The sequence below is a fragment of the Providencia sp. PROV200 genome, assembly GCF_049901995.1.
In the GTDB taxonomy this organism is placed as follows: domain Bacteria; phylum Pseudomonadota; class Gammaproteobacteria; order Enterobacterales; family Enterobacteriaceae; genus Providencia; species Providencia rettgeri_E.
Window position 1 is genome coordinate 2304015 of sequence record NZ_CP096307.1, and the last position, 12768, is coordinate 2316782.

At 41.6% G+C, this 12768-nt stretch carries 13 protein-coding genes and 1 pseudogene; 8 read left to right on the plus strand and 6 right to left on the minus strand.

What is annotated here, in order from left to right; all coding sequences use genetic code 11:
* The first annotated feature begins 356 nt into the window (after positions 1–356).
* Positions 357–548, plus strand: a complete 192-nt coding sequence (locus M1E86_RS10580) for a YpfN family protein (RefSeq protein WP_125891127.1) — start codon at positions 357–359, stop codon at positions 546–548.
* Here M1E86_RS10580 and M1E86_RS10585 read toward each other — a convergent pair.
* The gene (locus M1E86_RS10585) at positions 529–2553 is read right to left on the minus strand and encodes a tRNA(Met) cytidine acetyltransferase TmcA (protein ID WP_426099082.1); all 2025 of its coding nucleotides are present in this window, start codon (positions 2551–2553) and stop codon (positions 529–531) included. The two genes, M1E86_RS10580 and M1E86_RS10585, sit on opposite strands and share 20 nt — an antisense overlap.
* A gap of 4 nt (positions 2554–2557) precedes the next feature.
* Positions 2558–3010, minus strand: a complete 453-nt coding sequence (locus tag M1E86_RS10590; RefSeq protein ID WP_125891128.1) for a DUF441 domain-containing protein — start codon at positions 3008–3010, stop codon at positions 2558–2560.
* A gap of 577 nt (positions 3011–3587) precedes the next feature.
* On the opposite strand from M1E86_RS10590, the gene M1E86_RS10595 reads away from it, so the two are divergent.
* The 5 genes and pseudogenes from M1E86_RS10595 to M1E86_RS10615 form a co-directional block, all read left to right on the plus strand.
* Positions 3588–4013 carry a PPC domain-containing DNA-binding protein gene (locus M1E86_RS10595; protein WP_213912626.1) on the plus strand — a complete coding sequence of 142 codons (426 nt, stop codon included), beginning with the start codon at positions 3588–3590 and terminating at the stop codon, positions 4011–4013.
* A gap of 36 nt (positions 4014–4049) precedes the next feature.
* Positions 4050–4631: an ECF transporter S component gene (locus M1E86_RS10600; protein WP_213912625.1), complete on the plus strand. Its 582-nt coding sequence runs from the start codon at positions 4050–4052 to the stop codon at positions 4629–4631.
* Complete coding sequence (locus M1E86_RS10605; protein WP_213912624.1) at positions 4632–5336, plus strand: energy-coupling factor transporter transmembrane component T; 705 nt, start codon at positions 4632–4634, stop codon at positions 5334–5336.
* Entirely contained in the window at positions 5327–6190 is an 864-nt protein-coding gene (locus M1E86_RS10610; protein ID WP_213912623.1) for an ATP-binding cassette domain-containing protein, read from the plus strand. Before M1E86_RS10605 ends, M1E86_RS10610 begins: the two co-directional genes overlap by 10 nt.
* Positions 6177–6857: pseudogene (locus tag M1E86_RS10615) on the plus strand (energy-coupling factor ABC transporter ATP-binding protein); the annotation flags it as partial. The gene M1E86_RS10610 and the pseudogene M1E86_RS10615, both read left to right, overlap by 14 nt.
* 192 nt (positions 6858–7049) lie before the next feature.
* Here M1E86_RS10615 and purC read toward each other — a convergent pair.
* From purC to dapA, 3 genes are all read right to left on the minus strand, one after another.
* Positions 7050–7763 carry a phosphoribosylaminoimidazolesuccinocarboxamide synthase gene (gene purC, locus M1E86_RS10620; RefSeq protein ID WP_102139833.1) on the minus strand — a complete coding sequence of 238 codons (714 nt, stop codon included), beginning with the start codon at positions 7761–7763 and terminating at the stop codon, positions 7050–7052.
* A 521-nt stretch (positions 7764–8284) separates the two neighbouring features.
* Positions 8285–9340: an outer membrane protein assembly factor BamC gene (bamC, locus tag M1E86_RS10625; RefSeq protein WP_125891133.1), complete on the minus strand. Its 1056-nt coding sequence runs from the start codon at positions 9338–9340 to the stop codon at positions 8285–8287.
* Between the two features lie 16 nt (positions 9341–9356).
* Positions 9357–10265 (minus strand): 4-hydroxy-tetrahydrodipicolinate synthase, encoded by a 909-nt coding sequence (gene dapA, locus M1E86_RS10630; RefSeq protein ID WP_125891134.1) that lies wholly within the window; start codon positions 10263–10265, stop codon positions 9357–9359.
* Between the two features lie 286 nt (positions 10266–10551).
* Here dapA and M1E86_RS10635 point away from each other — a divergent pair, with 286 nt between their 5' ends.
* On the plus strand, positions 10552–11109 hold the full coding sequence (locus tag M1E86_RS10635; protein ID WP_102139830.1) for a glycine cleavage system transcriptional repressor: 558 nt from the start codon (positions 10552–10554) through the stop codon (positions 11107–11109).
* Between the two features lie 14 nt (positions 11110–11123).
* Positions 11124–11594 (plus strand): thioredoxin-dependent thiol peroxidase, encoded by a 471-nt coding sequence (gene bcp / locus M1E86_RS10640; RefSeq protein ID WP_004253548.1) that lies wholly within the window; start codon positions 11124–11126, stop codon positions 11592–11594.
* A gap of 47 nt (positions 11595–11641) precedes the next feature.
* On the opposite strand, the gene M1E86_RS10645 is transcribed toward bcp, so the two are convergent.
* Positions 11642–12706 (minus strand): AI-2E family transporter, encoded by a 1065-nt coding sequence (locus tag M1E86_RS10645; RefSeq protein ID WP_426099083.1) that lies wholly within the window; start codon positions 12704–12706, stop codon positions 11642–11644.
* Positions 12707–12768 lie beyond the last annotated feature (62 nt).

The following is a 12768-nucleotide window of genomic DNA, read 5'->3' on the forward strand; positions in this document are numbered from 1 at the left end:
CGCTTTTGCCTGTTGGAATGATTATTACTAGCAATGACTAGGGTAACTAAGCGATATCAACGCACAGACAGCTCAAAGAATGGCTCTATCAACCCATTCTAAATTATTTGAGTTGTATGAAGGCGATGAGTGAGGGCATCCCTAGGAGCATACAAAAGTATGTGACTAGGGTAACTGAACGATATCAACGCACAAACAGCTCAAAGAATGGCTCTATCAACCCATTCTAAATTATTTGAGTTGTATGAAGGCGATGAGTGAGGGCATCCCTAGGAGCATACAAAAGTATGTGACTAGGGTAACTGAACGATATCAACGCACAGACAGCTCAAAGAATGACGAATGGAAGGTAATGTATGCAATGGTTAGCAGACTACTGGTGGATAATCATACTATTGTTAGTGGGGCTTATCTGGAATTCAGTCAAAGAAATGATGAAATTGGATCCCAAAAAGTTTTTAGATGACAAACCAGAGATCCCCCCACATCAAGATAATAACCACCTTTGGGATGATGAAGACGATTGGCCTAAAGACAAGAAGAAATAACTTTTTGCTTTATCTCCGCTAACAGCGTGGGTTGGTATTGTTTTACCTGTATACCAACCTCTTCTCTTACTCGTTGTAGCCATTGCTTTTGCCCTGTTATACCAACATCTGCGCAAATCTGTGCGATGGGTTCACATGACACAAAGTGCCGTCTGAGAAGCGAAAGCCCGTTTTTTTCTTCCTTCAATAAACGCAGGATCGCACTTTCACTCGCAGAAATGGGCCGTTTAAACTCACTAAACCCGATGAGTTCAACCCAATCATCTGCCGTTAATTGCTGTTGTGAGTCTGTTGTGAAAGCAAACTCTTGTAAATCACTGCGCCAATATAGGTCACGTTCTAGCCGTAACTCCCCCTGTTCACAAAGTTGGTATGCACGGTTTGAAATAGGTAAAATAGCCATCGCGGTAAAACAGCCACTACTGGCTTCTTTATGCGAACCTATTCGTATTAACCGAAAGCCCGCTTTTTGCCAAAATGCGACTAAGTCTGGTGTTAATCCAAAACTAACCGATAAAAAATCTAACCCTTGCTCTGTAGCAATTGCTTTCTGTTTTTCTAAAAGCGTTAAACCAATTTGGCGCCTACGGTAGTTCGCATCAACGGCAATACGCATCACTCGGCGAGATAGCCATTGTGCCGCAATGGGGAAATAACTATGAGCTGCTAAAGATTGGACAACTAAATTTCCTCTTGGTCGACGAAGCCCAGCCCATATTTGCCAGCTCAATGATTCGGTTAGTTGCCCTTCATCCACCATCCATAATGCACCTAAATAAGCACAATCATGAAGCTCCGTTTTTGCTACCATAAAATGTTGCTGCTGAGCATCCAATAGCCGTCGTAAATCTAATGGTGACGTTCGATAGTGTGCGCTCATCAATAGACCATAAAATGCGCTTAGTTTTTCATTATTTTCTACTAATGACGCCTGAGTTAACGCTTTATATTCAACAGTTTCAGTAATAACCGTTTGAGAGGTGGGCTCTTGCAGTAATAGAGCGCTATTAACCCATGATTCTAAGGCGTCATTAGCCGCATAACGCATAGGGCTATCAAGTTGCAATAACCTGAAATGCGTTAGGCTTGCGCAGAATTTCAACATAAAACCACGCCCTGTTCCCTCATAGCCATCGACTGTTGTGGTTAGTAAAACACGGGGAAAATACTCAACCAGCTCTCGTAATATATAATTAGGAATAGCGGAAGCTTCATCGATGATCAGCCAATCTGCTGTTATTTTTTCATTGCTGCGGCAATAGGCTAATAAGCTATCAGGGGACCAAAAGTTAATCGATTGGCCTGCATGTCGGCTTAAGACTTCCGTCGCCACTTTGGCGGGGGCACAGCACCAACACTCCCCCCCAAATTGTTGTATTAACATGCCTGCTATTGCCGATTTTCCCCGCCCTCTTGGCGCTATTAAGCCCCAAACTCCATGTTCTGCGCTTAATAATTGGCTAATTATTTGTTGTTGTTGTTTTGTTGGCTGGCCTGTAGGTGCTTGCCATAACGGTTTGTTTTTTAGTAATGAGAAGTTAGGATTATCCCCTTGTTTATAAAATAAAATGTCGGGGGATGCTTTGAAAGTTCGTTGTAGGTGATGAACAAAATTCGGGGTCGGGATCACTCCCGATTGTTCATTCCAGCGAAGGCTGTCGACATCATTATTTGTCGCCCACTCAGATTGAGGTGCGGTGCATAATATTAACAAACTCCCTGCTTTTAACGTGCCCGCCAGCATGGCGAGTGCTTCACTATGAAAACCTTTACGTACATCAAAGATGCCATGCAAAAATTCACGGCCCAATAATAAATGGGCATTTTCAGGAGAAACACCGTGAGGCAAGTCTGATGAAATCGTTAGCCAGTCGCCCTCAATACTAGCTTGCAGTTGGTTGAGTTGCTGTTCCACCCACGCATCGTCGCCAGAAAGAACCATAAGACGACGCATGCCAACCAAATGCAATTGTTCGATAATAGCAGGAAGTAATTTCAACATCATAACGCTATGATTTACCAATTAATAATGACAATATCCCCGCTGCGATTAAAGGCCCTACAGGCACACCACGGAATAAGGCAACGCCAATCACGGTTCCAACAAGTAAGCCTGCAACGGTAGACGGTTGATGGGTCATTAATGTGACGCCTCGGCTACCCAACCAGGAAACCGCGATGCCAATAACAATTGCCAAAATCGATTTCCAATTCAAAAATGAGCTCAATACCTCACCAGCGGTTATTTTGCCGCTCGCAATTGGTGTCATAACGCCGATAGTTAAGATAAGTATGCCAATGGTTAAACCATATTTTTCAATCCATGGAAAATAATTATTCAATGGTGTTATTCTGACTACCAATAAAAATAGCATCGCAAGGGTGACTGTCATATTATGACTGATAATACCTAACCCAGCTAATACCAAGAGAATGATTAGTGTTGGATCAACATGACTCATAGATTTGTCCCTGTAAAACGCACAATTATAATTTATTTGCAGTCAATCGACTGACTTAAAAACATGTTATTGGCTCATTATCAAAGAAGCAAATATTAACGCCAACTCTTTTTATTTTTATAACGATATTTTTAATTAATAATAAGCCACTATCTCTGCACAGTTAATTAACCAAAATGTGACATTTGAGCTATTTTTTATTCGCTATTTAATGCTTCTAGAAAAATAGTCTCTCAGAATATCTGACGGTGACACCCTTAATTGAATAAAAATTAACATGGTAATACGGATAATCCTGACCATCGACAAAACTTAAGCTAAATATTCGGAATATTCATCACTGTTTATTTTTTTACTTCTCCCTTTTTTTTATATTTATCATTATAAAAACCAACTTATGGTGCCTTTTGCTGAAGATAGGCCGAAATACCTTTACCGCCAGACAATCCATCTCAATTGCGTATAATAATTACGAACAATTAATACTGAAAAATCATAACTTCGCATTATTTATAATTTTAGTGATTTCAATGGTTGTGGGACGCTTAGCGCAAGCACAATTATTAGGATTAATAATATGAATCAACTTTTATCACCCTATTCAAACGCTCGTTTTATTGCCATCCGCTTAGTCCCTGGCGAAGATGTGATCTTAACATTAAGACAAAAAATTGAGCAGTATGGCCTACAAGCTGCATTTATTGTCAGTAGTGTCGGCAGCTTAACTGACGTTGCTCTGCGTTTTGCAGGCCAAGAGAATACCTTTCAAATAACTGGTAAATTTGAAATTGTTTCATTCATTGGCACGTTAGATGCCCAAGGTGAACACCTGCATTTGTCTGTCTCCGATGAACAAGGAAAAGTCCTCGGTGGCCATATGATGCCGGGTTGTACGGTTAGAACCACATTAGAGCTGGTTATTGGGGAACTTGAGAAAGTTAATTTCACTCGAGAGCCTTGCCCGTTGTCTGGTTATGAAGAGCTTATTATCACCTCTCGTTAATTTTATTATTTTATTACTGTAAGGAATGACTTTGTCATGGGTAAAACGTCGATTATATCTAGTCGCACTTTGACTTTAATTGTGTTTTCTATTGCCATTAATATGGTCATTGGCCAATTAAGTTCGATGCTAAAACTGCCAATATTTTTAGATTCGCTCGGAACATTAATTTGTGCATTATTGGCTGGCCCTTGGGTTGCGTTATTAAGTGGCTTACTCACGAATTTATTATGGGGCTTACTCAGTGGTCCAATTGCAGCTGCATTCGCGCCTGTTGCGATGATGATTGGCCTGAGTGCTGGCTTATTAGCTCGTGCAGGCGGTTTTCGTACCTTACCAAGAGTGATCTTATCCGGTGTTGTGATTACTTTTGCGTTAATGATCGTTGCCGTTCCTATTCGCACTTACTTATTTGCGGGGACAACCGGTAGCGGCGCTGATTTTTTTGTCGCATATTTCCATGCAGTTGGCGATAACTTATTAGAATCTGTGGCCATTACGGTATTAGGCGCCAATATTGCGGATAAAGTAGCCTCTGCCATTATTGCTTGGTTACTGGTTCGACAATTACCCGAACGTGTTCAACGTAATTATCCAAATATGGCGAAGGTCCGTTAAATGCACCCCTTCACCTCGCTGACAATTTGGTTTTGGCTCAGTGCAAGTTCGCTTTTCTTACCGCTGAGCTGGCCATTAATTGTACTAGGTTGCAGCACTTTCACTGCTTTATTGTTTTGGCGGCCTGCGCGCTACCGTTGGAAAATAGTTGCGTGGATTATGCTTCCCATGGCGGCAGGGCTTTGGTTAATTCATGGAGGCTGGCTAGCTCAGCTCTTAACCGGGGACACTTTAAAAAATAGCCGCCCTGAGTTTGCGCTGGCGCTATGGTTTAAGTTATTGATAATTATTAGTGCTTCTCAACTTTGGCTGCAATATGTACCGACTGAGCGCTTTATTCGTGCTTTGTTTGCTAGCCGTTTACCTGCGAGCTTCGCTTATCTACTCGCTGGCCCATTATTACTTGCCGAACAACTTCGTCAACAATTGAGCACCATCCGTGAAGCACAAATAGCCAGAGGCGTTCCTCTTGATGGTCGCTTTTGGCAGCGTATTACATCGTTACCAGCCCTATTGTTTCCACTTGCCAGTAATACCTTGAGTGAACTGAGTATTCGTGGCGCTGCATTAGATATGCGTGGCTTTCGCTATTGCACTAAACGCACGACATTGAACCCACCGGTGGATAGCCCCCACCAAGCCTTGCTTAGGTATGGGTTAGTTTTGTTAATTATTATTGAAGGTGGTCTCTCTCTGTGGTGGTGAATTTACAACAAATGCGCTTCATTCCGCAAGGTGCGGAGCAATCCTTATTAGGGCCGATTGACCTTCCGCTTAAAGCAGGCCAATGGCTATGTGTATTAGGTGGTAACGGCAGTGGAAAAAGCACGTTAGCACAAATACTTGCCGGTTGGCACAATGAGCTCATCCAGGGAAAAATTGAAGGAACCGCAGAGGTATTGCAAGCACCTTTAGCTGATAACGTGGTGGTTCAGGTGTCTATTTCACGCCAACTTGTTCAGCAATCCCCCCAATTACAACTCTCAGGCTGCGCGTTTACCGTTGAACAGGAAATTGCATTCGGCCCCGAGAACCTCGGTTTAACACCCGAAGAAATTAGTGAGCGAGTTGAACTAGCCATTGAACTCACATTTTGTGAGGCACTGCGAACGCGTCATCCTGCCACCTTATCCGGCGGTGAAGCACAGCGCGTTGTGTTAGCCAGTGCATTAGCGATGCAGCCTAAACTCCTTTTACTCGATGAAGCGTTTAGTCGGCTAACCCCAAGTGCAACACAACGCATTTTAGCCCAATTACAATGCTATACAGAACAAACGGGCTGCAGCATTATTTTTTTTGAACGTAACTTACTACCGGCCATCCGTTTCTGTGGCTCATTCCTTTTGCTAAGTACAGGCCAAGCCTTTCAAGAAGCTGGGAAAATGGTCGCAACAGGCAGTTTAAATGATATTTTTCTTGATGCTATTGAAACAATCAATATGCCAGATGCATGGCGGGTGGTAGGTGAGCTGGTCAAATTTGGGCATTGGCAAGGAAATATTCCCCACGATGAAGCGCAATTGCTACAGATGTTTAAGGAGCAATATGTTACTGCTTAACAATCTGAGTTATCGTTGGCCAAATTCAACTATTGATAATATACAATCTTTATCTCTGTCTATTCACCCTGGTGAATGGGTTGCATTGGTTGGGGATAATGGTGCAGGAAAATCAACATTGTTGCGCCTTTTAGCGGGGTTATTACACCCCACACAAGGCGACATTCGGCTTGATAGCCAGCCGCTTAACCTTCTCTCTTCACCACAAAGAGCCAACCATATCGGCATTTTATTCCAAGAAGCTGAGAAACAAATTTTTCATAGTCGTGTGCGTGATGAAATTGCGTTTGGCTTAAAACGCCAGAAATATCATAAACGTGATATTCAAGACCGAGTACATCAGGCACTTGAAATTTGTCATCTATCCGACGTAGCGGATAAACACCCTTTAGATTTGCATGCAGGCCAGCGAAGGATGGTTGCTGTTGCCTGTTTAGAGGCTGTTTCCCCTAAGCTATTGCTGCTTGATGAACCAAGCCGTGACTTTGATGCCTTTTGGATGCGAAAGTTTGAAGATTGGCTGACATTACAAAGAAAAAAAGGGGTAACTGTCGTTTCCATCAGCCACGACCTTGATTTTGTTGCCCGCCATTTTCAGCGTGTATTGCATCTATCAAAGGGTAATCTAATTGCTGATGGTCAACCACGGGAAGTATTAGGTCATCCTGAGTTACAAGTTGAAAGCCCACTTCCTGCACCGACATTGATGTCACTTAGTCAGCAACTACAAATAAGTGCCACGGATACCGCTCTCGCTTCATGGATCACTCATTTGATCCGCCAATAGCCGCCTTGAGTTTATAACTAAAAAATAGCCTGCAATGCAGGCTAAAATTTCATTCAAATTATAGGAAATCGATTAATCTAACTGTACGCCAATACGACGAGCGACTTCTTCGTAAGCCTCAATTAAGCCGCCAAGGCTCTGACGAAAACGGTCTTTATCCATTTTATTTAGCGTTTCTTTGTCCCATAAACGGCTACCGTCTGGGGAAAATTCATCGCCTAATACCACTTGGCCTTTATACAAGCCAAACTCCAGTTTAAAATCGACTAAGATTAACCCTGCATCAGCAAAAATTTTACTGAGCACTTCATTGGCTTTGTAGCTTAGCTCACGCATTTTTGCCAAGTTTTCTTTACTCACCCAGCCAAATGTCTCACAGTACGATTCATTCACCATCGGGTCATGTTTGGCATCGTCCTTTAAAAATAAGTCGAATAGTGGCGGATTTAATTCCATGCCCTCTTCAACACCTAAGCGTTTTACCAGTGAACCTGCTGCACGGTTACGGATCACACACTCAACCGGCACCATATCTAACTTTTTCACCAGAGCTTCTGTGTCAGACAACAATGCTTCCATTTGCGTTGGAATACCGGCGGCTTCTAATTTACTCATAATGAAATGATTAAATTTGTTATTTACCATACCTTTACGGTCAAACTGCTCGATACGTTCACCATCGAGTGCTGATGTATCATTACGGAACTCCAGAACCAGTAGATCAGGATCCTCTGTGGTATAGACTGTTTTTGCCTTACCACGATACAACTCAGCTTTCTTTTGCATCTTACACACTCCAGAGATGTGATTAAACTAAACAAAATCAACCTGCACAGCAGATTCAGATAAGTAACAGAAGAACAAAAACCAGCTAAATGGCCTATTCATTGTTAATTTTCTGCTCTGTTTCAGTCAGTTACTGAAAATCACCATGCGAAACGCTAACTCGCTGATATTCAATATTTTATAATTCACTGCTAATCATGATAATAAAATTCCCGAGCAGACGCAAACGATTACTTAACCATAAACACTGATTTTTTGTCCATTTGTTTTAGGTGGAAATATGAAAAATAAAATTAGCCTACCAGAGAAGGAAAATTCAAATTGATGAAATGCTATTTAATAACTAACTACGTATATAGATTACGAGTAGCATGAAATAAACAAAATACAGAGCTGATAACCACCAGCCTATGCGTATGAAACTTAATATCTTTACCCTAATACAACCCCATCCAATTTAAATAAAAAAACCGCAGCTTGTATTTAAGCTACGGTTTAATTAACAATCTCAAAATGTTGAATTATGACTTTTTAGCGGGTGCTTTACTAAATGCTGCTTTCAGCGCTGCAACCATTTCATCATTTTGTTTCTGTGTTAAAGGCACACCTTTAGTGGTGATAAATTGCAGTGTGCTACGGTTATTTAAATCACCGACCTGCACTTTATAGTCTGCTTCTGGCACAGTTGGGTCATCAATGCCCAAGGCCTGCCATTCTGAGCTGCTTAAACCTTTGTAAGTCACCATTACAGAACCACTTGAACGTGTACGATCACCCACTTTCATACCAACACTTTCTAAGGTGTGAGGTAAACGCTCCCATACTGCGTCAAATGGTGCACGAACGACAATTAAAGGTAAGCCAGTATCATCACTACCCGTTTGAACATCTATAATGCCATACGCGTTTTGAATGCTACCTTTGTTTGAAGTATCACGTAATGTATATAAGTTATCGGTTAATTCATTCAATAACAGTTTGTTATATCGTTGAGTTTCGACAACATCGGTAATTGTCTCTCCGCCTTGACGTAAACCTAAGCTTGTTACCGTCAATGCCATCATACCGTTTTCGGGTTGTACCGTGACTTTATGGCGGCTTTCAATTGGAACGTTTTCATCTGCACGATCCCATTTAACCCAATCGGTTTCAATTGAGCGAGAACCATCGTCTTTAGATGAAACTGGGATCCCTCTTTGCTCTAAGATCATCGTAACTTGTGACCAAAGTGCACTATTTTCAGGTGTATTTTCTAGCAACAAACGACTTGCTTCCGCGCTATCCTCTGTACGTGAGCCCGCTAATTGCGAAATTGTCAGTACTGGTGGACGAATATCTAACGCTTTTCCTATTGCCCCTGTTGATGTGGCTTTAGGGATGTCATACTCACCATTTTGTTCTGGTAATGTCAGCCCTTGTGGCACATTCAACACTTTCAATGGCGCAGCATTGAGATATTCCTCATCACCACTGACCTGACGTTTATAGCGCTGATCGCTGGAGCAGGCTGCCAGTAACACGACAAGTGACAGGCCAGCAACCTTCATAACCTTCGATTTTTGCAATAATGTTGCCATTAAAATTCCCTAAATTTTACAGTAACCCAGCGAGTCTCAAAGCTTCCTCAACTTTTTGCTGGCCTGAGGTGGTTAACGGTGTCATTGGCAACCGTAATGTACCATCTGAAATCAGACCTAAGCGATGACAGCCCCACTTCGCTGGAATTGGATTTGGTTCAACAAATAACTGAAGATGAAGCCCCATCAGTTTTTTATTTAATTCACGCGCCTCAGTATATTTGCCTGCAAGCGCTAAGTCACACATTTTTACCATCTGCGCTGCAGCAACGTTGGATGTGACCGAAATAACGCCTTTACCACCTAGTTGCATGAAATCAAGTGCTGTTGCGTCATCACCTGTTAGCAGTACAAAATCATCATCAACCAGTTCTTTGATTTGATGAACCCTAGCTAAGTTCCCTGTTGCCTCTTTAATTGCAACAATATTCGCCAGTTTTGCTAAACGCCCCACGGTTTCTGGCAACATATCACAGCCCGTCCGTGATGGTACATTATAAAGAATTTGTGGCAAGCTGGTGTTTTCTGATATTGCTTTAAAGTGCTGATATAACCCTTCCTGAGAAGGTCTATTATAATAAGGTGTTACTGTCAGGCAAGCAACTACGCCACTGTTTTCAAAATCATTTGTTAGAGAAATAGCTTCTGCTGTTGCGTTTGCGCCCGCTCCTGCAATAATAGGAATACGGCCATCCGCTAATTCGAGCGTCGCTTTCACGACATCGACATGTTCTTTATGTGTTAAGGTTGCTGACTCGCCAGTTGTACCAACAGAAACAATAGCCGTTGTTCCGCTTTCAACATGGTAATCCACCAATTTTTTTAGACTGGCTTTATCTAAACGCCCTGCCGAATCCATTGGTGTAATGACTGCAACAATGCTTCCTGTTAAAAAATCTTTATAATTTGCGTTTCCATTAGCCATAGCGATACCCCTCAATAATTGAACCCCCATGTTACTTTTTCATTTCAAAGAAGAAAACCACTCAATAGCAAGAATTTAATGAATTTTGTTAATGCCAAAGACATTAACTTAAATAGAAGTAATAATTCACTGACATTTCTCGCAAGAGTCTATTTCCCCTCTTGGCAGATTGCCTTTTTTATGGTTTCCTTACCTTTATAGTTAGCCAGTTTTTAGTGCTCGAATTATATAGCTATATTCTAATCAAATATTTAACTAACATAATTAAAATACTAAGGAATAGACTTTGCCTAAGACTGAACAGCAATTTCTTGTCATTACTGCGCTGGGAACAGATCGTCCGGGCATTGTGAATACCATTACACGCCTCGTCAGCGAGTGTGACTGTAATATTGAAGATAGTCGCTTAGCGATGTTTGGCAAGGAATTCACCTTTATTATGATGTTATCAGGCAGCTGGAATGCAATCACCCTTTTAGAGGCGACATTGCCACCTAAAGGTGCTGAGCTTGACTTGCTCATCGTAATGAAAAGAACCCAGAGTGTCCAAACAACCTATTATCCATCAACCGTAACAGTGAATATTGTTGTTGACGATGCACCCCGTATTGTCGAGCAATTCACAAATTTATTCACAACCTCTCAATGTAATATCGCGGAGCTTGTTTCTAAAACACAACCAGCCAATAATGATATGCCCGCTCAACTGGAAATTCAGATTACTGCACACGATCCGTTGGACGATAATGGCATAATCATAAAAAATAAATTTCAACAACTGTGTACAATGCTAAATGCCAAAGGCAACATAAGTATTGTTAACAACCCCAATATGCAAAGTTAACGGAGATATATGTAATGAACCCATTGAAAGCCGGTGATAAGGCGCCTCAATTTAGCCTTCCTGACCAAGATGGTGAGCTCATCAATCTTTCTGATTATCAGGGTCAACGCGTATTAGTTTACTTTTATCCTAAAGCGATGACACCTGGCTGTACTGTTCAAGCGTGTGGTCTACGTGATGAAATGGATACACTTAAAGCGAAAGGTGTCGAAGTATTAGGTATTAGCACAGACAAGCCAGAAAAACTGTCTCGTTTCGCTGAAAAAGAGATGTTGAACTTCACTTTATTATCAGATGAAGACCACCAAGTATGTGAGCAATTTGGAGTTTGGGGTGAAAAACAATTCATGGGGAAAACCTATGATGGAATTCATCGTATTAGCTTCCTCGTTGACCCTACTGGGAAAATAGAACACGTCTTTGACAATTTTAAAACCAGTAACCACCACGAAATCGTGCTTGATTACATTAATACACACGCTTAATCATCACGGCATAGTGCTGTATGCCCCCATACAGCACTATTCCTAACCTATTTGGTTGATTCTGTTGTTTCTTCCGGCCATACATGGATAACCGCTTTAATCAGCGTTGCTAATGGTATTGCAAAAAATACCCCCCAAAAGCCCCATAACCCACCAAAGATCACAACCGATAAAATAATCACAAGTGGATGTAAATTCACCGCTTCAGAAAACAATAAAGGCACAACAACGTTGCTATCCAAACCTTGGATCACTAAATATGCCAACATTAAGTACCAAAATTCGCTGCCAACACCAAACTGAAAGAGTGCAACAATCACCACAGGGATCGTAGCCGCTACCGCACCAATATAAGGGATTAATACCGCTACGCCGACTAGAACCGATAACAATACGGAATAACGCAAGTCAAAATAAGCTAAACATAAATAGGTCGCCACCCCAACAATCACCATTTCTGTAACTTTTCCTCGTAAGTAGTTGGTGATTTGTTCATTCATTTCAACCCAAACTTTTCCTACTAACAAACGGTTTTTGGGTAACAATTTAAGAAAACTTTTGCTAATACGTTCTTTATCTTTTAAAAGGAAGAATGTCATCAATGGCACGAGAACTAAGTAAACGGCTAAAGTAAAAATACCAATTAACGAAGCCACTGACGCTTTCACCACTGAATCTGCAATACCTGACATACGGCTACGGAGGTTATCGGCCATCATATCGATGATGCCAACATCCACTAATGCAGGGTATTGTTCTGGAAGTTTCTGTGCAAATTCATTGAACCTGTTAACCATATTTGGTAGATCGGCCATCAAATTAATTCCTTGCTGCCATGCTGTCGGCGCAATAATTAAAATAACCATGGCACTTATTCCTGCAAACAAGGTCAAAATGATACCGACAGAAACTGAGCGGGATAGCCCTATGCGCTGTAATAAGTTTGTTGGCCATTCAAGCAAATAAGCTAAAGCAATTGCCGCCAGCAATGGCGCCAGTATACTGCTGAAAAAGAAGATGATCACAAACCCCGATACGAGTAATGTAAAGAGGGCTATGGCTTGTGGGTCCGCAAAACGCCGACGATACCACTGTAAAAACAATTCCAGCATTTATTGCTCCTGGGGAATAACACAAAGGACAGTTCCTAAAGTAACGAAAATTATACCGAAGA